Source organism: Streptomyces globisporus C-1027, from assembly GCF_000261345.2.
Classification (GTDB): domain Bacteria; phylum Actinomycetota; class Actinomycetes; order Streptomycetales; family Streptomycetaceae; genus Streptomyces; species Streptomyces pakalii.
Window position 1 is genome coordinate 3,023,287 of record NZ_CP013738.1, and the last position, 22,326, is coordinate 3,045,612.

Genomic DNA, 22,326 nt, shown 5'->3' on the forward strand with positions numbered 1-22,326 from the left:
GAGTGCGTGGTGTCCCTTCGTCGGTGCGCGGCATGTGCCGTCGCGGTGAGGCGGCACATTGTTGCAGCCGCCCGGACGGCCCGTGGGTCAGGCCGCCACGGTGGCCCGGAAGAGTGTGCCCGGTCCCGTCGCCTCGACACGCTCGTCGGCCGGGACGTAGGCCGACTCCCCCGGCTTCAGGGTGATTTCGCCGACGGTGACCGTGCCCGCCGTGCAGAGCAGGATCTGGGGGGTGGGGGCGGTGAGGTCGGTGGGGGCCGCGCCGGACGCGAGGGTGTAGCGGGACAGGGCGAACTCGTCGACCGGGGTCTCGTAGAGTTCCTCGCCCGACGGGGCCGCTTCCGGGCGCAGCACGCCGGGCTCGGTGGCCTCGAAGCGGACGATGCGCAGGAGTTCGGGGACGTCGATGTGCTTGGGGGTCAGGCCGCAGCGCAGCACGTTGTCCGAGTTGGCCATGATCTCGACGCCGAGGCCGTCGAGATAGGCGTGCGGGACGCCCGCCCCGAGGAACAGGGCTTCGCCGGGCTGGAGTTCGACGTAGTTCAGCAGCATCGCGGCGAGGACCCCGGGGTCGCCGGGGAAGTGGTGGGCGATGCGGGCGTACGGGGCGTGGGCGCCGCCGAGGCGTTCGGCGGCGGCCGCCGCCGTCGTCACGGTCTCGGTCATCTCCGCCGGGTCCGCGCCGAGGATGGCTGTGAGCACCTCACGGAGGGCTGCTTCCTCGGGGTGGGCGCGGAGGAGGTCCACGTACGGCTTGAGGGAGTCGACTCCCAGCGCCTCCATCGCGTCCGCCGCCTCGGTGGGCGGGCGGAAGCCGCACAGCCCGGCGAAGGGGGTGAGGGCGCAGATCAGTTCGGGCTTGTGGTTGGCGTCCTTGTACGTGCGGTGGGGGGCGTCGATCGGGACGCCTCGGGCCTCCTCGTCGGCGTAACCCTCGCGGGCCTGGTCCAGGTCGGGGTGGACCTGTACGGAGAGGGGGGCGCCGGCGGCGAGAAGCTTCAGGAGGAAGGGGAGGCGAGGCCCGAACCGGGCGACGGTCGGTGCGCCGAGCTCGCCTTCCGGGTCGGCGTCGATGGCCTCGGTGAGGGCGAGTTCGATCTCGCCGGACGCGGTGGTACGGGTGATACGTGAGGGCGCTCCGGGGTGGGCTCCCATCCACATCTCGGCCTGCGGTTCGCCGGTGGGTGCGATGCCGAGCAGGGCGGGGATGGCCGTGGTGGACCCCCAGGCGTAGGGGCGCACGGTGTTGGACAGCCGGTCCATGGAGTCGTCCTCGGGTGGGGCTGGGCGGGTGGGCGGTTCAAGCTCACACCAGGGGTATCAGTGGTGCGTGAGGCCCTGGCGTCGGTGGGGTGGCCGTGGGGTGAGGGGCGGGTGGGGCCTGTGGGGCTTGCCTTGTCGGGTGGAGTCGGAGACCCCGGGCCCGTCGCGCCTCGTCCGGTGGGGCTTGCCCCTCCTGTGGTCCGTTTCAGGGCTGGGGTGCCGACGCCAGCGAGAGGTAGACCGCCGCGAAGTCGGTGATCGCGAGCAGTTCGGCCAGGTTCTCCAGTTCGCCGCCCTCCTCCGGCTCCAGCTCGCTGACGGGTGTGTCGTGACCGAGCGCCAGTTCCCTGGCCGCCGGGTAGGCGCTGAGGCCTCCCGTCGGGCGGTCCCGGAGCAGGACGACCCGGGCGCGCAGCGTCTCGCCCTCCTCGACCCGGTCACGGAAGAAGTCGTCGGGGTCCGCGCCGGCCGCGAAGTCCCCGGCGAGCAGCGTGCCGTGCGAGGGCAGCGCCTCGGGCAGTTGCGCGGCCAGGGCGGGGCGGCCCGCCAGTTCGGACAGTACGGCGGCGAAGCGGCGGCCGCCGGGCCCCGCCGCTTCGCCCTCCGTCCACAGCAGCGGCAGGCTGTCGGCGAGCTCCGCGGCGAGCGTCTTGGCCGGGTTGCTGTACGTGGCGATGGCCGGGCCGCAGCGTTCCGCGGTGCGGTCCAGGCGGTCAGCCACCTTCTGCAGGTCCTCGGGGGTCGCGGTCACCAGGCCGACCCGGTCCAGGAGCGCCAGCAGAGGGGTGAGCAGCGCCCACAGCGTGCCGGGGCCGGCGGCCGAGGTCTCGGCGTCGTACTCGCCGTGCGGGGCGGCCGCCATCGCGACGACCAGGCCGTGCACCCCGTCGACCGCCTCGCGCAGCGGTGAGCGGGTGGGGGCGACGGCGACGACGGTGCAGCCGCGGCGGTAGGCCTGCTCGGCGAGCAGGGCGAGGCCCGGTTCGGAGCCGTCGGCGGTCGCGATGAGGAGCAGGTCCACGGATCCGGCCCAGCCGGGCAGGGCCCAGCGGAGGGCGCCGGGGGCGGGGGCGACGCCCGTGGGGTGGATGCGGGTGACGGGGGCGGCCGCGCCCGCCAGTGCGCCGATCAGGTCGGCGACCCCGGAGGCGGCGGTGCCCGGTCCCGCGACGAGGACGGCGCGGGGGCGGCCCTCGGGGGTCAGGCCGCCGATGCCCGCCTCGGCGGCGTGCCGGGCGGCGGTACGGACCCGGGCGCCGGCTTCGGCTGCGCCGCGCAGTAGATCGCGGCGGTCGGCTCGGGCCAGGGCTTCCGGGGCGTCGAGCAAGGACTCGTCGAGCATGGCGGTGGGCCTCCGATCACCGGGTGGGGTGCGGGCTGCTGGTACGGGGGTGGGGCGCCCTCGCCTGGCTCGGCCTTGCCTGGCTCGGCCTGGCTCGGCCTGGCTCGGAGCCGAGGCGGTTCGCCTCTCCGGCGGCCCGCTGCCGCCCCGTCGTCCCGTACGGGTGTCGCTCGCCGTCAGGCGGGGCGGCGGGCCTCGTCGACGAGGAGGACCGGGATGCCGTCCCGGACCGGGTAGGCCAGGCCGCAGTCGTCGCCCGTGCAGACCAGTTCGGGGCTGTCGGCCGCCGAACGGTCGTCGAGCGGGGAGTGGCAGGCCGGGCAGGCCAGGATCTCCAGGAGGCCGGCTTCGAGCGCCATGGGGTGAGTCCCTTCGAGCATGCGAGTTCCGATCCGCGTGGATCAGGCGTCGTCAGCCTACCGCTGGGGTGGTGGGGGCGCGGCCTGGCCCGGGGGAGGAAACGGGGGATGGGGCGGGGATGGCGTGGGGTCCGGGTGGGCGGGGGCCTGGGCGTGGGGTGGGCGGGGCCTGGGGGTGGGGTGGCGGGGTGGGGGCGGCGCCTGCGGCGGGCTTCTCCCCCGCCCGGCCCCTTCCCGTAACCGGGGCTCCGCCCCGGACCCCGCTCTTGTCCTCAAGCGCCGGACGGGCTGGATTTCGGGGCTCCGCCCGGACCCGGCTCCTCAAACGCCGGAGCGGCTACAAAGGCCCCCGGATCAAGCCCAGGACCTCGTCCCGTACCGCCGTCATCGTCTTCTCGTCCCCCGCCTCCACGTTCAGGCGCAGCAGCGGTTCCGTGTTCGAGGCTCGGAGGTTGAACCACCAGTCGGGGGCCGTCACCGTGAGGCCGTCCAGGTCGTCGAAGGTGATGTCCTCGCGGGTGCCGTACGCCTTCCTGACCTTGGTCAGGCTGGCGGTCTGGTCGGCGACGGTGGAGTTGATCTCGCCGGAGCCGGTGTAGCGGTCGTACTCCGCGACCAGCTCGGAGAGCGGCTTCTGCTGGCCGCCGAGTGCGGCGAGTACGTGGAGGGCGGCGAGCATGCCCGTATCGGCGTTCCAGAAGTCGCGGAAGTAGTAGTGCGCCGAGTGCTCGCCACCGAAGATCGCGCCGTGCTCGGCCATCTCCGCCTTGATGAACGAGTGGCCGACCCGGGTACGGACCGGGGTGCCGCCGTTCTCGCGGACCACCTCGGGGACGGACGAGGAGGTGATCAGGTTGTGGATGACGATGCCCCGGCCACCGTTGCGGACCAGTTCGCGGGCGGCCACCAGGGCGGTGATCGCGGACGGTGACACGCCCGCGCCCCGCTCGTCGACCACGAAGCAGCGGTCCGCGTCGCCGTCGAAGGCGAGGCCCAGGTCGGCGCCCTCGGCGAGCACCCGGGCCTGGAGGTCGACGATGTTCCTGGGGTCGAGGGGGTTGGCCTCGTGGTGGGGGAAGGTGCCGTCCAGCTCGAAGTACATCGGTACGAGGTCGAGTGGGAGGCCCTCGAAGACCGTGGGGACCGTGTGGCCGCCCATGCCGTTGCCCGCGTCCACCACGACCTTCAGGGGGCGGATCGCGGTCAGGTCGACCAGGCCGAGGAGGTGGGCCGCGTAGTCGGTGAGGGTGTCGCGTTCCGTGATCGTGCCGGGGGCCGCGGCGGCGGCCGGCCTCGGGGCGCCTTCCGACCACTGCTCGACCAGGGTGCGGATCTCCGCCAGGCCGGTGTCCTGGCCGACCGGGGCCGCGCCCGCCCGGCACATCTTGATGCCGTTGTACTGCGCCGGGTTGTGCGAGGCCGTGAACATCGCCCCGGGGAGGTCCAGCGCCCCCGACGCGTAGTAGAGCTGGTCCGTCGAGCAGAGGCCGATGAGCGTGACGTCCGCGCCCCTGGCCGCCGCGCCCCGGGCGAACGCGCGGGAGAGACCGGGTGAGGTCGGGCGCATGTCGTGGCCGATCACGATCGCGTCGGCGGCCGTGACCTGGACGAACGCGGATCCGAAGAGTTCGGCCAGCGACTCGTCCCACTGGTCGGGCACCACTCCGCGCACGTCGTACGCCTTCACGAGCTGCGACAGATCAGCAACCACGGCCGGTCCTCCTGGGGTCTTTGCGGACCGCCCAAACTACCGGGCTGGTAGAGCCTGAGGAGACGGGCTCAGGAGTCCGGGGAGCGCAGCACCCTCAGGTGGCCCCGGCGGGCCACCTCCACCGGGTCGGCCGAGCGCCGTCCCCGGCCTCCGCCGTCCGGGCCCCGGTCGTGCGGGCGTGCCGCCTCGCGGACCGCGTTGGCCAGTGCTTCGAGGTCGTCGCCGCTCGGGTGCGCCGGGGCGGAGCCGTCGGAGAGCCGCACCACTTCCCAGCCCCGTGGCGCGGTGAGCCGCTCACTGTGTTCGGCACACAGGTCGTAGCAGTGGGGCTCGGCGTAGGTGGCGAGCGGGCCGAGGACCGCAGTCGAATCGGCATAGACGTACGTCAGTGTCGCGACGGCAGGGCGGCCGCACGCGGTGCGCGAACAGCGACGTACAGGGCTCACGATGTTGGACGGTACCGCACTCTTGAGCGGGCCGCGACGACTCCCCCTCGGGTCACCCCACCGTGTCGCCCTGTGACCTGCGGCACAGCGAGGCTTCCGGCGGCTACCCTGACCTGCGCCGCGGCAAGGGCCTTGTGATCGCCGGCCGGTCGCGCCGGCCGCGGGCGAGGTGGATCGCGGTGTCAGGAGCACGGCCAATGATCGGATGACGGGCCTGAAACGGGCTCAACCTTGGCCGAAATGTTCAACTGTGGACATCCGGAAGCGGGGTGCCCGCCTCCCCTCCTGAGGCCGTTGCCCGCTCCGTCCCCAGCGGGTGCGGAACGTCGGCACGGCCGCGTCGTCCCGCCGATCGTCTCGGTCCCCGGAGCGTTACGCTGCGTCGGTGATGGACAGCCCCGTACCTCCCCACCCGTTCGAGCCGCGGCCCCGGCGCCGTGACCGTCATGGCCGCGGTATGCGCGGGCCGGTCGCACCGCCGCAGGTGCCGCTGTCGGCCAGCCGGGGCGAGACCTTCCGTGATCTGGTCCAGGACTCGGTGGAGCGGCTGGAGCGGCGCTGGCCCCAGCTGGCCGAGGTCGACTTCGTCGTCCTCGATGTGCCCGGCACTCCGGAGGAGGTCGTTCCGCTCGGCAGCGCGGTCTCCGCGGAGAAGGGGCGGCCCGCCCAGATCGTCGTCTACCGGCGGCCCGTCGAGATCCGCACCAAGAGCCGCGACGAGCGCGCCCTGCTCGTGCACGAGGTCGTCGTCGAGCAGGTCGCCGAGCTGCTGGGGCTGGCCCCCGAGTCGGTCGACCCCCGGTACGGGCAGGACTGACCCCCCGGAGCCCGGGCCCCGGTACGGGCAGGACTGGCCCCCGGGAGCCCGGGCCCCGGGTAAGGGTCAGGACTCCCCTGGGGCCCGGGTGCGGCCCGGCCCCTGGGGCCCGGCTGCGGCCCGCCGCCGGACGCGCCCTCAGTCGTCCAGGACCGACAGGTCCTGGCGCGCCGACGGGACCTCGACCATGCCCCGGTCGTCGGGGAGCGTCTGCACCGTGAACATCTGGACGCCGTCCGAGGCGAGCGCCAGGGAGCGCGACGCGTGGACCGGACCGCCCGAGGTCGTCTCGACGGTCAGGGCGTAGGAGCCCTTGAGGCCTTCCGGGGCCTTCGGGGTGACGGCGAGGGTCGTACCGGCCTTGACCGTGTACGTCTCGACCGCCGGTTCGCCGCCGCCGCTGCCCGCCGACGCGGTGACCTTCACCTTCGCCGTGGCGCCCGGCGCGGTCAGCGACAGCGTCGAGCCCTTGGCCCGGTTGTCCGGGACGGTCGCCCGGGCGCCGACGGGCCCGGTGGCGGGGATGTAGGCGATCTCCTGCTTGTCGCCCTTGCCCCGGACCACGCGCAGCGCGGCCACGATCGGGGTCGCCTGGTCCTTGCGGACGGGGGTCAGGCGCAGGGAGCCGGGCTCGCCGCGGGTGAGGTCCTTGAGGTCGGCGGAGGCCGTCATCGAGGACTTGATGTGCAGGGTGGCGTTGCCGGCCGGGGAGAACCTCGCGTTCTTCCCCATGAGCTGGACCTTCACGTCCGCGTCGTCCTCGCCGGGCGCGAACGCCACCAGCTGTACGGAGGTCGCGTCGGCCGGGATGCCCGGCATCACGAGCGTGCCGGAGGGATCTTCGGACGCGGTGATCCAGTCGCTGCCCGCGCTGTCGTCGGCGCTCATGACGACCGCGCCGATCCGCCCCGAGCGGGTGGTGACGTGGGCGGTCAGCTGGTCGACGGCCTCGGCGGTGAGGGTGGACAGCAGGACGGCGACGCTGGAGCGGGCGGGCACGGTGATGCCGTCGCCGACGTCGGACTTGAGGGCGCCCTCGGGGCCGTACAGCTCGATGTCGGCCACGGCGCCGGTGTCGTCGGGGTTGGTGAGGTGGATGTAGTCCTGGCGGGACTTGGCGGTGCTCGCGCCCGGGAACCAGAAGTCGGTGTCGGGGGCGGTGCAGGTGACCCCGAGGAGCCCGCGGGAGCCGCCCGCGGTGACCTCGGTGGTCTGCTGTGCGGTCCAGCCGGGGGCCAGCTTGCCGGTGGCCGTGCCGACGAGGGCCGGGGCACTGGATCCGTTCGCCTCGGCGACGACCGGCTGTCCGGGCTCCTTCACGGCGAGGACCGGCTTCTCGGCCTTCGCCTTGGCCTTCTTCGCCGCTTCCTCGGCCTTCTTGGCCTTCTTCGGGTCGGTCTCGTCCTCGTCGCCCACGACCGGCAGCGCCGGCTTCAGCTCGGCGGCGCCCTTGGCCTCGGCGCCCTCGCCCGCCGGGGTGAACGCGGTGTACTGCGTCTCGGCGAGCTCGGAGTTGCTGGGCGCCGGGCAGACCAGGCCGGCCCGCTCGACCGGCAGCAGCGCGGCGGACTTCGCGGTGGATTCGGCCGGGGCGCCGGGCGCGGTGACCGTGGCGAATCCGGTGACGGCGGCCAGGACGGCGGCGCCCGCGATCAGGGACAGGTGGGTGGACTTCACTCGGACTCGCCTCGCGATGCGTTACCGGTCTGCCACGGGGCCTGACCCGGGGCCGGGGGGTCGGTCTGTTCGCCGTTCTCGGTGTACGGGTGCTGGTGCTGCTGCCCGCCGATGTACCGGCCGTACTCGTCGTACACGCCCTGGTTGTCGTACGCGGCGTTGTCGTACGCGGCGTTCTGGCCGTTGTACGCGCCCTGGTCGTCGTACTGCTGCGCGTACGGGTCCTGGACTCCGTAGCCGCCCTGGTAGCCGGCGCCCTGATGGCCCTGCTGCTGCTGTTGCTGTTGCTGTTGCTGTTGGGCGTACGGGTCCGGCTGCTGGTACGTCGCGTAGTAGTCGGCCGTCGGCTGCTGCTGCCCGTCCCACTGTGCGTACGCGTCGTACTGCTGCGGGACCTCCTGCTGCTGCGGGACCGCCGCATAGCCGCCGGTGGCCTCCTGCGGGTCGTGCGCCGGGGGGTTCTCGGCGTACGGGTCGGCGGTCTGCTGCGCCGGGATGTACTCCCCCGGGTCCACGGCCCGCGACGGGTCGTCGTTCCCGGTCTCCTCGGCGGCCGCCGCTTCGGCCTGGGCCGCGGCGCGCAGCCTGCGGGCGCGGCGGCCCTCGCCGTCGACCGGCTCGGCGGCGACGGCGAGCGCCTCGTCGGGCAGGTCGTCGTCGATCTCCCGGCGGCGGCCCGGCAGGGCCATCACCACCAGGACCACCAGCAGCCCGATCTGGGCCCAGATCCACGCGGTGTGGGTGATCGGGGCGTCGTGGGTGAGGTCCAGACGGCCGCCGTTCGCGGGCAGTTCGAAGCCCTGGGCCCAGCCGTCGACGGTCTTGCGGGGCAGCGGCTTGCCGTCCAGCGTGGCCGTCCAGCCCGGGTCGGCGGCGTCCGCGATCCGCAGCACGCGGCCCGCCTCGCCGGACGGGATCTCGGAGTGGGCCTCGACGGCGGCCGAGCCGACCGCGATGTGCTCGCCCTCGCCGGAGGCCGGGGTGATCATGACGCGGGCGACCGGGCGGTCCACCCGCCACAGGGCGCTGCCGTCGAGCTGGCTGAGGCGGCTGAGGCCGGGGGTCGAGTCGAGGACCCGGCTCATCTCGCGCGGTGCTCCGTCCCGGACGAGGACGTAGCGGATCGCGAAGCCGCTGAGCTGGCCGCCCTGGTCGGCGCCGGAGCCGGCGACGAGGTTGGCGACGACCTTGTCGAGGTGGCTGTTGCTGCCGCCCGCCTCGGTCAGTTCGCCGTCGCCGAGCCGGGCGCCCGAGCCGCGGACCAGGCTGTACGAGACGGTGTCGGGCGAGGTGCCGCCGAGGATGAGGGTGCGGGGCTGGTCGCGGGTGGTGCTCTCCTCCGCGACGAAGGCGGGGACCTGCACGGGGTCGCGGCGCTCCAGCGGGCCGTCGGCGCCGCCGATCATCCAGCCGGCCGCGGCCAGGACCGGGGCCAGTCCGGCGGCCAGCGCGATCAGGACGGCCACGGGCTGGCGCCAGCCGAAGCTCTGCTCGGCGACCCGGATGCGGGCCCCGTCCGCGCCGACCAGGGCGGCGGCGATCAGGGCGGTGCCGTAGACGAGGGTGGCGGGCCCGGCCCAGGTGGATCCGTTGGCGACGGCGGCGAAGAGGAAGCCGGTGAGCGCGACGCCCCAGGCGGTCCGGACGGCGAACTGCCGCTCCTCGCGCAGCAGGGCGGCGAGCGCGGCCAGCACGATGCCGAGCAGCAGGATGCCGCCCGCCGCGCCGGGGCCGCCGGGGCTGATGCCGAGCAGGTCGAGGCCCGTGGCCTCTCCCGTACCGGTGTCCAGGCCCGCTTCGGCCAGGAGCGCGGACGGGTTCGTCAGGAGGCTCAGCGACCAGGGGGCGAGGACCAGGACCGGGGTGGCGACGGCGGCGACGAAGCGGAGCGCGTACGCCGTGATGTCGCCGCGCCGCAGCACGAGCACGCCGAGGCCGAGGACCACGGCGAGCGGCCAGACGATCGGGGTGAACGCCATGGTGACGGTCAGCAGCAGCGTGTACGCCCAGGTGGCGCGCCAGCTGCCGCGCTCCCCGGCCGCGCTGTCGGCGCGCAGCCCGTGGGCGGCGACGCCCGCGCGGGCGATCAGCGGGAGGAGGACGAGCAGGACGGCGGTGCCGAGGCGGCCGGTGGCCAGGGCGCCGGTCGCGGCGGGCAGGAAGGCGTACGCGACGCTCGCCCAGGCGCGCAGCAGCCGGGAGGGGAGCAGCGGGCGGGAGGCGAAGTAGGCGGTGGCCCCGGCCAGCGGGATCGAGCAGACCAGCAGCACGCTGACGGCGAGCCCGGTCGAGCCGAGGAAGAGGGCCGACAGGGCGGCGAGCAGGGCGAGGTAGGGCGGCGCGGTCTGGGTGCCGCCGGTGCCCACCGTGTGCCAGGCGTCCGCGTACCGGTCCCAGAGCGAGCCGAGCTCGGCGGGGACGGGCAGCAGCGCGCCGCCCGCCAGTGCGCCGCCACCGAGCAGGTTGCGGCAGGCGACGAGCGAGACGACGAGGAGCAGGGCGAAGAGGACGGGCCCCGGTTTGCGGCCGATGCGCTTGAGGCGGGCGAACTGGTCGACTTCGAGGAAGTCGGCGTCGTCGCCGCCGGGGCCGGACTCGACGGCTCCGTGGCGCGAGCCGCCCGCGTCGGAGTCCGTACGGCCGCCGAAGTTGCCCGCGACCTGGTCGACGGTGGCCCGGACGGTGGCGCCGGGCGGCGGGAACAGGGCGCGCAGCTCGGCGGCGTCGACGACGCCCTTTCCGCGGTTGCGGCGGGCGGCGAGGATGCGGCCGGGGCGCAGCAGGGTGGCGAGCAGTCCGGTGACCTCGTCGAGAGCTTGGCCCGGCACCTTGCCGACGAGGTAGGCGAGGGTACGCAGGAGGGTGCCGACGACGAGCCGGAGAAGGACCCAGGGCAGGGCCTTGCCGCGGGCGTTGACGAGCATCGTGTAGACCGCGCCCGCCTTGTCGACGCGGTGCGGGCTGGCGACGGAGCGGCCGGCGCAGTCGATGGGGCGGCGTTCGCGGGCGGATGCCTCGGCGTGCCGCAGGACGGCGTCCGGGGCGACGAGGACCCGGTGTCCTGCCAGGTGGGCGCGCCAGCAGAGGTCGACGTCGTCGCGCATCAGGGGGAGCCTGCGGTCGAAGCCGCCGAGCTCCTCGTAGACGTCGCGGCGGATGAGCATGCCGGCGGAGGAGACGGAGAGGACGGTACGGACCTGGTCGTGCTGGCCCTGGTCCTGCTCGCGGCGGTCCAGGCCGGTCCAGCGGCGTCCGCTGTTGGCGATGGAGACGCCGACTTCGAGGAGCTGCTTGCGGTCGTACCAGCCGCGCAGCTTGGGGCCGACGATCGTGGCGTGCTTGTCGGTGTCGACGACGCGCAGCATCGCGGCGAGCGCGTCGGGCTCGGGTGCGCAGTCGTCGTGCAGCAGCCAGAGCCACTGGACCGGTTCGCCGTGGGGCAGCTCGGGGAGGTCGTAGTTCTCGTCGACCCAGGTCCGGGCCTGCGGGTCCCAGCCGCTGGGGCGCTTGAGGTACGGCAGGTCGTCCGGGGTGAGGATCCCGGCCGTGCGGGCCGCCTCGTCGACGGCCGTGCCGAAGCTCGTACGGCGTGCGAGGTGCAGGACGCGTTCGTCGCCGAGCGCCTCGGTGACGAGGCGGGCCGAGTCGTCGGCGCTTCCGGTGTCGGCGGCGATGACGTTCTGTACGGGGCGTTCCTGCCCGAGCAGCCCGGCCAGCACGTCGGGCAGCCAGCGGGCGCCGTCGTGGGAGACGAGCACGGCGGTGACGACGTGCCGGGGGAACTCTGGGGCGGCGGCGGCCGCGTTCGGCGCCGCCGAGTGGCTGTGCACGGACATCGGGGTACGGGCCCTCCGGCCGGGTCCGGGGGCGTCCCCGGGGGCTGCATCGGTGTACACGCGCGCCCCGGCGGGGCGTTGGCGCGTCTCGGACGGGGCCCCACACTAACGGTACGGACAGGTGGCGGGGGTCCGAGCCGGTGAAGGGGACGGGCCCGGACCTGCCGACGGCCCGTCCACCGGCCCCGGGGGGAGGGGGCGGTGGACGGGCCGTCGGAGATGATCGGAGGGGCGGCTTCGGCCGGTCTGCCGGATGGCGGGCGGCGGCGCAGCCGGATGGTCAGATGGCGGCCTTCTTGAGGCGTCGCCGTTCCCGCTCGGAGAGCCCGCCCCAGATGCCGAAGCGTTCGTCGTTGGAGAGGGCGTACTCGAGGCATTCCGAGCGCACCTCGCAGGCGAGGCAGACCTTCTTGGCCTCGCGGGTGGATCCGCCCTTCTCGGGAAAGAAGGACTCGGGATCGGTCTGGGCGCACAGTGCGCGCTCCTGCCAGCCGAGTTCCTCGTCCGCGTCCTCGACCAGCAGTTGCTGGAACAGCTCGGTCATGTGCGCCCCTCGTCTGTCTCTTGCGTCCCGTGATGCAGCCTTTTGCGGCTGAACGACACGAGTGAAATTACAAATCTGTAGCTCTGGGGCAGTCAAGCGAGGATCTGCTATTGGCCCAGGGATTCACTCTGCGGAACCAAGCGTATGCGGTAAGTGTTCAAATCAGCAAAAATCTGACATATGCCGCAGGCCCCACAGACCCGCCCCCTCTCTGGATGAAGACGAACGGGGTGGGCCTTGTGTTGCGATTCGATCACCGAAGCGACCAAGATCACAGTCAGGTCACGGAGCGTCAGCCGCGTTTGAGGGCACGGATGATGCGCCACATGTCCCCGCCCCTGGATGCATAAACCTTTCTCCCGATCCGAAGACCGGAAGGGGTGAAAGATTGCCCCCAAATCGGGCATTGGGTTGACAGCGGACGGCCGAGCCGGTCTCCTTGACCCCATGCCAGCGACCCCAGCCATGCACGTCACCCACATCCGTGGGTTCCGTAGCGCTGTCCAGGCTCGCTGTTGCTGTTCCAGCTGTCACAGCTGTTGATGCCGTAGCGCTCCAGCTCTGAATCCAGCCTCTCCGGCTCTCCGGTCGAGCGTTCTCTTTGTTCCGCTCCTCCCCGCAGCCATCGTGACTCCCCGCACGTGCAGCCCCCCATGCCGAGGAACCACCGCAGCAATGAACAGCGACAGCGACCTTCAGATCGCCGGCGACATCCTCGAGGTCCAGCACCTCCTGCAGCCCGCCCGCGAGCACCCCTCCACCGTCTCCGAGTTCGTCGGCCTCGCGCGCTCCATCGCGGCCGACCGTGCACGATGGGCGGACATCGTGCAGTACGACTCCGCATCCCGCTGGTACCACCGCCTGCACCAGGGCCCCGGCTACGAGGTGTGGCTGCTCAGCTGGGTGCCCGGACAGGGCAGCGGGCGGCACGACCACGGCCTCTCCGCCAGCGTCCTGACGGTGCTGGAAGGCGAGTTGACGGAGCACACCGAGCGCGGGACGCGGTCCCTCGGCGCGGGTGCGCAGCGGTCCTTCGCCCCGGGGTACGTCCACGAAGTGGTCAACGATTCGCTCGAACCGGCCGTGAGTCTGCACGTCTACTACCCGGGCCTGACCGAGATGCCGATGCACCCGAGCCAAAGCGCCCCGACGGCCGTGGGCGCCGTACCCGCCTGACAAACTGCTGTGCATGCGCATTGTTGTTCTGGCCGGTGGCATCGGCGGTGCCCGCTTCCTTCGCGGCCTCAAGCAGGCCGCGCCCGACGCGGACATCACGGTGATCGGCAACACGGGTGATGACATCCATCTGTTCGGGCTGAAGGTCTGTCCCGACCTCGACACCGTGATGTACACCCTCGGCGGTGGCATCAACGAGGAGCAGGGCTGGGGGCGCACCGACGAGACCTTCCGGGTCAAGGAGGAGCTCGCGGCCTACGGCGTGGGCCCCGAGTGGTTCGGTCTCGGCGACCGCGACTTCGCGACCCACATCGTCCGTACGCAGATGCTCGGCGCGGGCTACCCCCTGAGCGCGGTCACCGAGGCGCTCTGCGCCCGCTGGCAGCCGGGCGTGCGGCTGCTCCCCATGTCCGACGACCGGGTCGAGACACATGTCGCCGTCGAGATGGACGGCGAGAGCAAGGCGATCCACTTCCAGGAGTACTGGGTGAAGCTGCGCGCCTCCGTCGAGGCGCGGGCGATCGTGCCGGTCGGGGCGGAGCAGGCCAAGCCGGCTCCGGGGGTGCTGGAGGCCATCGGCGCCGCCGATGTCATCGTCTTCCCGCCGTCGAACCCGGTGGTGTCCGTCGGCACGATCCTCGCCGTGCCCGGGATCCGCGAGGCCATCGCCGAGGCGGGTGTGCCGGTCGTCGGCCTCTCCCCCATCGTCGGGGACGCGCCCGTGCGCGGGATGGCGGACAAGGTGCTCGCCGCGGTGGGCGTCGAGTCGACGGCCTCAGCCGTGGCCCGGCACTACGGGTCGGGGCTGCTGGACGGGTGGCTGGTGGACACGGTGGACGCGGGTGCGGTCGACGAGGTGGAGGCGGCGGGGATCCGCTGCCGGGCGGTGCCGCTGATGATGACGGACGTGGACGCGACCGCGGAGATGGCCCGGCAGGCGCTGGCTCTGGCCGAGGAGGTCCGGGCGTGAGGGCGGTCTCCGAGGGCGGGGGCGGTGAAGGCGTGAGTGCGGTCTCTGGGGGCGGGGGCGTCGGCTCTTCGGCTGGGGGCGGGGGCTCGGTCGGGGCCGGTGAGGGCGTGGGCGGGTCGCCCGGGGCCGTGCCTTCTTTCCGTGTGTGGGCCGTGGGCGGGATGCCCGAGGTGCGAGGCGGTGACGATCTCGCCAAGCTGATCGCCGCCGCCGAGCCGGGGCTGGTCGACGGGGACGTCCTGCTCGTCACCTCGAAGATCGTCTCCAAGGCCGAGGGCCGGATCGTCGAGGCCGCGGACCGCGAGGCCGCCATCGACGCCGAGACCGTACGGGTCGTCGCCCGGCGCGGGACGCTGCGGATCGTGGAGAACCGGCAGGGTCTTGTCATGGCCGCCGCCGGGGTCGACGCGTCCAACACACCCGCCGGGACCGTGCTCCTGCTGCCCGAGGACCCCGACGCCTCCGCCCGAACCATCCGGGACGGGCTGCGGGACATCCTCGGCGTCGAGGTCGGCGTCGTCGTCACGGACACCTTCGGGCGGCCCTGGCGCAACGGGCTGACCGACGTCGCGATCGGTGCGGCCGGGGTGCGGGTGCTGGACGACCTGCGGGGCGGGACGGACGCGTACGGCAATCCGCTCAGCGCCACGGTCGTGGCCACGGCGGACGAGCTGGCCTCGGCCGGGGACCTGGTCAAGGGCAAGGCGGAGGGGCTGCCGGTGGCGGTGGTCCGGGGGTTGTCGCATGTGGTCGCCTCTGCCGGGGACGATGAGCCCGGTGCTCGGGCATTGGTGCGGAGTGCCGCCGATGACATGTTCCGGCTGGGTACGTCCGAGGCCGTGCGGGAAGCGGTGACGCTGCGGCGTACGGTGCGCGAGTTCAGCGACGAGCCGGTGGATCCGGGGGCGGTGCGGCGCGCCGTGGCGGCTGCCGTCACCGCGCCCGCGCCTCATCACACGACGCCGTGGCGGTTCGTGCTGCTGGAGTCCGCCGAGTCGCGGACGCGGTTGCTCGACGCGATGCGGGAGGCGTGGATCGAGGATCTGCGGCGCGACGGGAAGAGCGAGGAGTCGATCGCCAAGCGGGTGCGGCGCGGGGACGTGCTGCGCAACGCGCCGTATCTGGTGGTGCCGTGCCTGGTGATGGACGGCTCCCATACGTACGGGGACGAGCGGCGGGACACCGCGGAGCGCGAGATGTTCGTGGTCGCGGCGGGGGCCGGGGTGCAGAACTTCCTGGTGGCGCTGGCGGGTGAGCGGCTGGGGTCGGCGTGGGTGTCCTCGACGATGTTCTGCCGGCCGGTGGTGCGGGAGGTGCTCTCGCTGCCGTCGTCGTGGGATCCGTTGGGGGCGGTGGCTGTGGGGCATGGGGTGGGGGTGCCTCGGGAGCGGGCTGTTCGGTCGGCGGAGGCGTTTCTCACCGTGCGGTGAGGTGGTGGGGGCCCGGGGGGGGTGCCGCTGCGCGGAGCTTGTCCCCTCCCCGCCCCTTCCCGAACCGGGGCTCCGCCCCGGGCCCCGGTCTGTCCTCAAGCGCCGGACGGGCTGGATCTCGGGGCTCCGCCCCGGACCCCGCTCCTCAAACGCCGGAGGGGCTGGAATTACCCGGAGACGCCGACGCAGCGCCGGAGGGCTGGGAGTTGCCGGAGACGCGGGGAGTGGCCGAAGGCTGGGAGTGCCCGGAGACGCTGGAGAAGGCGCCGGAGGGGCTTGAAACAGGCCCTACAGGTTCACAATGTTGCCCGGCTGCATCCTCGGGGCTCTGCGGGCCGGGATGCGGCCCGAGAGCAGGATCAGGCGCGTCGCTCGGTGGCGTTGGCCCTCGTAGGGGGTCAGCAGCCTCAGCATCTCCTCGTCGTCCGCGTCGCGGTTGTCCGCCAGGGCGTGGCCGACGATGCCGGGGAGGTGCAGGTCGCCGACCGTCACCGCGTCCGCCGCGCCGTTCGAGCGCTGGAGGGTCTCCGCCGCCGTCCAGGGGCCGATTCCGGGGATCAGCTGGAGGCGGGTCAGCGCCTCGGGCAGCGGCATCGTCGCGGCTTCTTCCAGGCGGCGGGCCACGCGTACGGCTCGCAGGATCGTCGACGAGCGCTTGGCGTCGACGTTCGCCTTGTGCCATTCCCAGGACGGGATCATCGCCCAGCCGCGCGGGTCCGGCATGACGTGCAGGCCCAGGTCGGCGGTGGGGCCGGGGGCGGGGGTGCCGAAGCGGCGGACCAGGTGGCGCCAGGCGCGGTACGCCTCGTCCGTGGTGACCTTCTGCTCCAGGACCGAGGGGATCAGCGACTCCAGCACCAGGCCCGTGCGCAGCAGGCGCAGGCCCGGGCGGCGGTGCCGGGTCAGGACCAGCAGGCGGTGGCGCGGGACGAACGCGTCCGGGTCGTCCTCCGCGCCCAGGAGCGCCGGCAGGCCCTCCAGCAGCCAGTGCGCGCCGGGGCCCCACGCCGCCGCCGCGATCCGGTCGCCGCGGTGCGCGATGCGCAGGGTGCCGGGGCCCGCGGGCGTGCGGGTCGCCCGCCAGAACGTGCCGTCCCCCACCATCCGGAACGTCGGGTCCGCCGGGCCCCGGCGCAGCGGGCCCAGCACCAGGCGGAGGTCCAGGGGGGCCGGTGGCGTCCACTCCCGGGTCAGGGGTGGTCCTTCGGGCGAGGCCGGGGCGGAGGCGGAGGCGGACTCCCTGCGGGACGCGGCAGCCCCGGACGCGGCAGCCCGCGACGCCGCAGCCCGGTCAGCAGCGGCCTGGTGCGGCAGCGCTGCCCGCGTGGTGCGGGGGGCGAATCGTCCTGCCACGAAGCCTCGGTGTCCCTGGGTGCTCGTCGGTGCGGGAGGGCTGCTGCTCCTCACACGGCTCTGTCGAGGGTACGGGCAGGCGGGGGCTACTGGTCCGAGGAGAAGCGGACCGAGCCGTCCGGCAGTGTCGCGCCGCACCAGATCCTGATCCCGTCGCGCAGTTCGTTGTCCGCGCCCACCTGGGCGCCGTCGCCGATCACCGCGCCCGCCAGGACCGTACGGCCGCCGATCCGCGCGCCCGCCCCGACCAGGGAGTCCGTGATGACCGCGTTCGGTTCGACGATCGCGTTCTCCAGGATCGTCGAGCCCTCTATCCTCGCGCCCGCGCCGATCACCGCTCCGGCGCCGACCACCGTACCGCCGGTGAGCTTGGCGTCCGGGGCCACGGAGGCGGTCGGCAGGACCAGGCGGTCGCCGCTGCGGCCGGGGACCGCCGGGGACGGGGCGCGGCCGAGGACGAGGTCGGCGGAGCCGCGCACGAAGGCACCGGGGGTGCCGAGGTCCAGCCAGTACGTGGAGTCGACCATGCCCTGGAGATGGGCGCCGGAGGCGAGCAGTCCGGGGAAGGTCTCGCGTTCGACGGAGACGGGGCGGCCGGAGGGGATCGTGTCGATGACCGAGCGCCGGAAGATGTACGCCCCGGCGTTGATCTGGTCGGTGACGATCTCCTCCGGCGTCTGCGGCTTCTCCAGGAAGGCGGTGACCCGGCCCGTCGCGTCGGTCGGCACGAGGCCGAAGGCGCGCGGGTCCTCCACCCGGGTCAGGTGGAGGGAGACATCCGCCCCGGAGACGGTGTGCGAGGTGACCAGGGCCCGGATGTCGAGCCCGGTCAGGATGTCGCCGTTGAAGATCAGGACCGGTTCGTCCGGCCCCGAGGACAGCTTCGGCGCGACATTGCGGATGGCTCCGCCGGTACCGAGCGGCTCCTGCTCGGTGACGTACTCGATGTGCAGACCGAGCGAGGAGCCGTCGCCGAAGTACGGCTCGAAGACCTCGGCCAGGTAGGACGTGGCGAGCACGATGTGCTCCACCCCGGCCGCCCTGGCCCGTGCCAGCTGGTGGGTGAGGAAGGGGACCCCCGCCGCCGGGACCATCGGCTTCGGGGTGTGCACCGTGAGCGGACGCAGCCGGGTTCCCTTGCCCCCGACCAGGAGGATCGCTTCTTTTGCCTCTGTCACAGCACCGTCTCTGCTTCCTGCTGGGGCGTGGCCTCGTATGTGACTGGTCAGTTAAGCAGACCGGTCCGGCCCCGTCCGGTCAGCGGCCCTGCAGTTTGGCGGAGCTGGTCCTGGCCTTGCCGAGCTTCTTGTAGAGACGCGCTCCGGGGCATTCGGTTGCGAAGCCGTCCCGGTGGCCCGAGATGACGTTCATCTTGACCTTCGCGCCCGCCTTGTACTTGTTGCTTCCGCCGGAGGTGAGCGTCACCTTGCCCTTGGGGTTGGCGCCGAACAGGCCCAGTTTCCAGGCGGTGAGCTTGGAGACCGCGGTCACCGCCGCGGCGGGCGGGTTGGTGGAGGAGTAGGAGCCGAGGACCGCGATGCCCATGGTGTTGGAGTTGAAGCCCAGGGTGTGCGCTCCGAGGACCGCCTTGGTGACACCGCCGGCCCGGCCCTCGTAGATGTTGCCGCACTTGTCGACGGCGAAGTTGTAGCCGAAGTCACGCCAGCCGCTGCTCTTGACGTGGTAGCGGTAGATGGAGCGGAGCACCGAGGGCGCCTGCTTGCAGGTGTAGTTGTTCCCGGTCGCACTGTGGTGCACGAAGGCCGCCTTGACGGTCTTGGTGTACGCGAACTGGCGCTCGCGGAGCTTCTCGTCCGCGCCCCAGCCCTTACGGGTGATGATCCCCGGGCGGGGTCCGATGTACGGCTTCGCCCCAGGCGCGACGTTCGCCGCCTCCTCCGTCTCCGCCTTGGTCAGCGCGGGGATGACGGACGCGCCGAGCGGTGCCAGCTCCGCGTTGACGGCCGAGGCCGCCTCGGACTCGGCCGTGAGCACCTCCGGCACGACCACCGGTGTCGTCGTGGGCGGGGACGGGTTGAGCGCGAACGCCGCCGTGGTGGCGGTCCGGCCGACGGGGGCGGCCCGGGCGGGCTCGGGGGCCGCTTCCCCGACGGGCCCGGGTGCGGGGTCCGGGCCCGGGTCGACGAGTTCGAGGCGCAGCCCGTCGGGAAGCGGTGCGGCGTCGGAGCGGTTCTGCGGATCGGCCGGCTCCGGCTGTACGCGTACCTCCACGCCGTCCGATGCGCCGACCCAGAGCGGGGCGGTCGCGCCGCGCACCGCGCCGGAGGACCGCTCGTCGCTGCCGAGGTCGGCGGCGTGTTCGGCGTTGTGGGTCTCGACGTCCTGCCAGTCCGACCAGCTCGCGGAGCCGGCCGCGCGGGTGCGGACCTGGACCGTGCCGTGGAGTTCGGCCTCCGCGTCGTCCCAGACCACCCCCACGAGGGAGAACGGCCGGGCCGTCCGGCGCTCCAGCCCCTGGCCGGCCGTCGCCGAGCCCATGGACCGGTCGGACGGTGCGGCGAGGGGCTCCAGGGGCAGGGACTGCGTCGAGCCCGCGGACTCGGCGGCGGGGAGTTGGGCGGCCCGTACCGACGGCGGGCCGGCTCCCGGTGATTCAGGAGGCAGGGCCGAGGCGGAGTGCGGGGGCGGGGCGGACAGGGCGGGGGCGGCGAGCGGCAGAGTGAGGGCCGCCGCGCAGGTGACGCCGACTGAGATGACCAATAGTGCACGCATACGGACGATATTGAACATAAGGTGACGACTCCGGCTACCCGGACACCGGCCGCCTCATGACGCACCGTCTGCCGAACCGGTGTACGTGACACCCGTTCAGCCCGCCCGGCACCGCGCCCCCGCGTACGCTTGCGCGGATGAACTCCAGCGACCGCACCCCCGCCGACCTGCTGCGATCCGCGCTCTCCGCGGACCCGGCCCGCCCCCTGGTCACCTTCTACGACGACGCCACCGGAGAACGCGTCGAACTGTCGGTGGCCACCTTCGCCAATTGGGTGGCCAAGACCGCCAATCTGCTCCAGGGCGACCTGGCCGCGGAGCCCGGCGACCGGCTCGCCCTGCTGCTGCCCGCGCACTGGCAGTCCGCGGTCTGGCTGCTCGCCTGTTCCTCCGTCGGGGTCGTCGCCGACGTCCAGGGCAACCCGGCCGCCGCCGACCTCGTCGTGACCGGCCCGGACACCCTGGAGCGGGCGCGGGCCTGCCGGGGCGAGCGCGTCGCCCTTGCTCTGCGTCCGCTGGGTGGCCGGTTCCCGCAGGCGCCCGAGGGGTTCGCGGACTACGCGGTGGAGGTGCCGAGCCAGGGCGACCGCTTCGCGCCCTTCGCCCCGGTGGACGCCGACGCCCCCGCGCTGGCCGTGGGCGGGGCCGAGCTGACGGGTGCGCAGCTCGTCGCCCGGGCCCGCGAGGACGCCGACGCCCTCGGCCTCGTACCGGGATCCCGGCTGCTCACCGGGCGGACGTACGACACCTGGGAGGGGCTGAGCACCGGGCTCTTCGCACCTCTGGCGGCGGGCGGGTCCGTGGTGCTGTGCCGTCACATCGGGCAGCTCGACGCGGACGGTCTCGCCAAGCGGGTCGAGAGCGAGCGCGTCACCAACACGGCGGTATGACAAGCGCGCTGAGGTCCACCCGTCCGGCCCACAGCGGGCCGAGTCCTCGGTGAACGGCGCGGGAGCGGGTAGATGATCGAGCGGTACAGACCACTCTCCTGGCCGTGCACAACCAAGCGCGAGTTTCAGCCGTCTACTCCTGCGACCGGCGGCCCCTCGCGCCGCCGAACGTGAAGGATGGACGCAGACGTGACCGACAGTGCTGGCCCGCCGTCCGACCCGGACCGCCCGGCCGAGGACAAACCGCAGGACAGGTCACGGGACAGATCGCGGGAAGGGGCCGGGCGACCCGAGGACGAGGCCCCCGGCGGCACGACGTCCGAAGGCCCGTCCCCCGAGGGCCCCGCCCCCGAGGACGGTCCGCCTCAGGACGACGCTCCGCAGGAGGAGAGCCCGGCCGCCCCGGAGACCGGTGAAGCCGCCGCGGAGACCGGTGAGGGCGACAGCACCGAGGACGGCCCTGCCGAGTCCGAGCCGAAGGCCGGGTCCCAGACCGGGCCCAAGGCCGCGGCGGGCGCCGACGGTGTGCGGACCTGGGCCGATCAGCCCAAGGACGGCATCGTCGCCGCCCGCAAGAGCCACTGGCTGCGCTGGACCGCGCTCGCCGCCGCGTTCCTCGTGCTGGTCGCCGCGGGGGTCGGCTGGTGGATGTACAAGAAGCTCGACGGGAACATCACCACCGACACGAGCGCCGCCGCCGAACTCAAGACGTACGAGAAGGAGCGGCCGACCCCGGTCGTCATGGACGCCCAGAACATCCTGCTCATCGGCTCCGACAGCCGGGCCGGGGACAACCGCAAGTACGGGCGGGACGACGGCGGCAGCCAGCGCTCCGACACCACGATCCTGCTGCACCTCGCGGCGGACCGGAAGAGCGCGACGGCCGTGTCGATCCCCCGCGACCTGATGGTGGAGATCCCCAGCTGCAGCACCGGGGACGACAAGAAGACGCGGGAGCAGTTCACCCAGTTCAACACGGCGTTCGAGCTCGGCGGCACCGCGTGCACGATCCGGACCGTGGAGCGGATGACCGGCATCCGTATCGACCACCACATGGTCGTCGACTTCAACGGCTTCAAGGACATGGTCGACGCGGTGGACGGGGTCGAGATCTGCCTCAAGGAGCCGATCGACGACAAGGACGCCCACCTGGAGCTCCCGGCCGGCCGGCAGAAGCTGAACGGCGAGCAGGCCCTCGGTTACGTACGGGCGCGCAAGTCCATCGGCAACGGCAGCGACACCGAACGCATGGAGCGCCAGCAGCAGTTCCTCGGCGCCCTCGTCAACAAGATGCAGAGCAACGGCGTCCTGCTGAACCCGACCCGGCTCTACCCGGTGCTGGACGCGGCCACCAAGTCGCTGACCACCGACCCGGGCCTCGACTCGCTGCGCGACCTCTACGACCTGGTGCGCGGGATGCGCGACGTACCGACCGAGCAGGTGCAGTTCCTGACCGTGCCCCGGCAGCCGTACCGTAACAACCCCAACCGGGATGAACTCGTCGAACCGGACGCGGGAGACCTGTTCAAGCAACTCCGCGAGGACAAGCCCGTCGCCGTGGTCCCGGCCGACGAACTCGAAGAGGCGGAACGGGACAAGGAAAGCGGACAGGACGGAAAGCCGGACGACGCCGGGTCCGAGAGTCCGACGCCCACACCCACCTATTCGGGGTCGAGTGCGGCGGACGACCTGTGCAAGCAGTAAAGCAATTGCCAAGACACAGAACATAATCGGCGCGGAATGGGAAGTATGCCCGGTTGTAAGGGGCGTGGAATGTGT

17 protein-coding genes are annotated in these 22,326 nt (G+C 73.1%); 6 read left to right on the plus strand and 11 right to left on the minus strand.

The features are described 5' to 3' along the window. Positions 1-87: 87 nt before the first annotated feature. The 5 genes from manA to WQO_RS12980 form a co-directional block, all read right to left on the minus strand. Positions 88-1,263 (minus strand): mannose-6-phosphate isomerase, class I, encoded by a 1,176-nt coding sequence (gene manA, locus WQO_RS12960; RefSeq protein ID WP_010059943.1) that lies wholly within the window; start codon positions 1,261-1,263, stop codon positions 88-90. A gap of 205 nt (positions 1,264-1,468) precedes the next feature. Next, on the minus strand, positions 1,469-2,605 hold the full coding sequence (locus tag WQO_RS12965) for an SIS domain-containing protein (protein ID WP_058953975.1): 1,137 nt from the start codon (positions 2,603-2,605) through the stop codon (positions 1,469-1,471). A 176-nt stretch (positions 2,606-2,781) separates the two neighbouring features. After that, positions 2,782-2,964 (minus strand): Trm112 family protein, encoded by a 183-nt coding sequence (locus WQO_RS12970; protein WP_003968734.1) that lies wholly within the window; start codon positions 2,962-2,964, stop codon positions 2,782-2,784. A gap of 337 nt (positions 2,965-3,301) precedes the next feature. Next, complete coding sequence (locus WQO_RS12975; protein WP_010059938.1) at positions 3,302-4,675, minus strand: phosphomannomutase/phosphoglucomutase; 1,374 nt, start codon at positions 4,673-4,675, stop codon at positions 3,302-3,304. A gap of 68 nt (positions 4,676-4,743) precedes the next feature. Beyond that, complete coding sequence (locus tag WQO_RS12980; protein ID WP_029182223.1) at positions 4,744-5,121, minus strand: DUF3499 domain-containing protein; 378 nt, start codon at positions 5,119-5,121, stop codon at positions 4,744-4,746. Positions 5,122-5,509: 388 nt separating this feature from the next. On the opposite strand from WQO_RS12980, the gene WQO_RS12985 reads away from it, so the two are divergent. Next, positions 5,510-5,938, plus strand: coding sequence for a metallopeptidase family protein (locus WQO_RS12985; protein WP_073779769.1), 429 nt, complete (start codon positions 5,510-5,512; stop codon positions 5,936-5,938). Between the two features lie 138 nt (positions 5,939-6,076). Here WQO_RS12985 and WQO_RS12990 read toward each other — a convergent pair whose 3' ends face one another. From WQO_RS12990 to WQO_RS13000, 3 genes are all read right to left on the minus strand, one after another. Then, on the minus strand, positions 6,077-7,615 hold the full coding sequence (locus WQO_RS12990) for a DUF5719 family protein (RefSeq protein WP_010059934.1): 1,539 nt from the start codon (positions 7,613-7,615) through the stop codon (positions 6,077-6,079). Beyond that, the gene (locus WQO_RS12995) at positions 7,612-11,451 is read right to left on the minus strand and encodes a glycosyltransferase (protein WP_010059932.1); all 3,840 of its coding nucleotides are present in this window, start codon (positions 11,449-11,451) and stop codon (positions 7,612-7,614) included. The genes WQO_RS12990 and WQO_RS12995 overlap by 4 nt, the downstream gene beginning before the upstream one ends. A gap of 280 nt (positions 11,452-11,731) precedes the next feature. Next, on the minus strand, positions 11,732-11,995 hold the full coding sequence (locus WQO_RS13000) for a WhiB family transcriptional regulator (RefSeq protein WP_003968728.1): 264 nt from the start codon (positions 11,993-11,995) through the stop codon (positions 11,732-11,734). 675 nt (positions 11,996-12,670) lie between these two features. Between WQO_RS13000 and WQO_RS13005 the strand changes: the two genes are divergently transcribed. The 3 genes from WQO_RS13005 (at position 12,671) to WQO_RS13015 (ending at position 15,571) form a co-directional block, all read left to right on the plus strand. Continuing rightward, positions 12,671-13,171: a cysteine dioxygenase gene (locus WQO_RS13005; RefSeq protein WP_010059931.1), complete on the plus strand. Its 501-nt coding sequence runs from the start codon at positions 12,671-12,673 to the stop codon at positions 13,169-13,171. A 13-nt stretch (positions 13,172-13,184) separates the two neighbouring features. Beyond that, positions 13,185-14,141, plus strand: a complete 957-nt coding sequence (cofD, locus tag WQO_RS13010) for a 2-phospho-L-lactate transferase (RefSeq protein WP_010059930.1) — start codon at positions 13,185-13,187, stop codon at positions 14,139-14,141. A gap of 107 nt (positions 14,142-14,248) precedes the next feature. Then, positions 14,249-15,571: a coenzyme F420-0:L-glutamate ligase gene (locus WQO_RS13015; protein WP_335339648.1), complete on the plus strand. Its 1,323-nt coding sequence runs from the start codon at positions 14,249-14,251 to the stop codon at positions 15,569-15,571. A 288-nt stretch (positions 15,572-15,859) separates the two neighbouring features. Here WQO_RS13015 and WQO_RS13020 read toward each other — a convergent pair whose 3' ends face one another. The 3 genes from WQO_RS13020 to WQO_RS13030 form a co-directional block, all read right to left on the minus strand. Further along, complete coding sequence (locus tag WQO_RS13020) at positions 15,860-16,924, minus strand: DNA-3-methyladenine glycosylase family protein (protein ID WP_029182222.1); 1,065 nt, start codon at positions 16,922-16,924, stop codon at positions 15,860-15,862. 86 nt (positions 16,925-17,010) lie between these two features. Further along, a complete protein-coding gene (gene manB, locus WQO_RS13025; RefSeq protein WP_010059926.1) occupies positions 17,011-18,102 on the minus strand; it encodes a mannose-1-phosphate guanylyltransferase in 1,092 nt (363 codons plus the stop codon). Positions 18,103-18,181: 79 nt separating this feature from the next. Further along, on the minus strand, positions 18,182-19,657 hold the full coding sequence (locus WQO_RS13030) for a peptidoglycan recognition protein family protein (RefSeq protein ID WP_029182221.1): 1,476 nt from the start codon (positions 19,655-19,657) through the stop codon (positions 18,182-18,184). A gap of 137 nt (positions 19,658-19,794) precedes the next feature. Between WQO_RS13030 and WQO_RS13035 the strand changes: the two genes are divergently transcribed. Both WQO_RS13035 and WQO_RS13040 read left to right on the plus strand, forming a co-directional pair. Next, complete coding sequence (locus tag WQO_RS13035; RefSeq protein ID WP_010059922.1) at positions 19,795-20,547, plus strand: TIGR03089 family protein; 753 nt, start codon at positions 19,795-19,797, stop codon at positions 20,545-20,547. A 177-nt stretch (positions 20,548-20,724) separates the two neighbouring features. Further along, complete coding sequence (locus tag WQO_RS13040) at positions 20,725-22,251, plus strand: LCP family protein (RefSeq protein ID WP_032748255.1); 1,527 nt, start codon at positions 20,725-20,727, stop codon at positions 22,249-22,251. Positions 22,252-22,326 lie beyond the last annotated feature (75 nt).

Excerpts from the sequence above, each read along its gene's own strand:
- WQO_RS13035 (WP_010059922.1), top strand. The coding sequence starts at position 19,795 with ATGAACTCCAGCGACCGCACCCCCGCCGACCTGCTGCGATCCGCGCTC.
- manA (WP_010059943.1), bottom strand. The coding sequence starts at position 1,263 with ATGGACCGGCTGTCCAACACCGTGCGCCCCTACGCCTGGGGGTCCACC.
- WQO_RS12965 (WP_058953975.1), bottom strand. The coding sequence starts at position 2,605 with ATGCTCGACGAGTCCTTGCTCGACGCCCCGGAAGCCCTGGCCCGAGCC.
- WQO_RS13005 (WP_010059931.1), top strand. The coding sequence starts at position 12,671 with ATGAACAGCGACAGCGACCTTCAGATCGCCGGCGACATCCTCGAGGTC.
- WQO_RS12995 (WP_010059932.1), bottom strand. The coding sequence starts at position 11,451 with ATGTCCGTGCACAGCCACTCGGCGGCGCCGAACGCGGCCGCCGCCGCC.
- WQO_RS13000 (WP_003968728.1), bottom strand. The coding sequence starts at position 11,995 with ATGACCGAGCTGTTCCAGCAACTGCTGGTCGAGGACGCGGACGAGGAA.
- WQO_RS12970 (WP_003968734.1), bottom strand. The coding sequence starts at position 2,964 with ATGGCGCTCGAAGCCGGCCTCCTGGAGATCCTGGCCTGCCCGGCCTGC.
- WQO_RS13030 (WP_029182221.1), bottom strand. The coding sequence starts at position 19,657 with ATGCGTGCACTATTGGTCATCTCAGTCGGCGTCACCTGCGCGGCGGCC.
- WQO_RS13040 (WP_032748255.1), top strand. The coding sequence starts at position 20,725 with ATGGACGCAGACGTGACCGACAGTGCTGGCCCGCCGTCCGACCCGGAC.
- cofD (WP_010059930.1), top strand. The coding sequence starts at position 13,185 with ATGCGCATTGTTGTTCTGGCCGGTGGCATCGGCGGTGCCCGCTTCCTT.
- WQO_RS12985 (WP_073779769.1), top strand. The coding sequence starts at position 5,510 with ATGGACAGCCCCGTACCTCCCCACCCGTTCGAGCCGCGGCCCCGGCGC.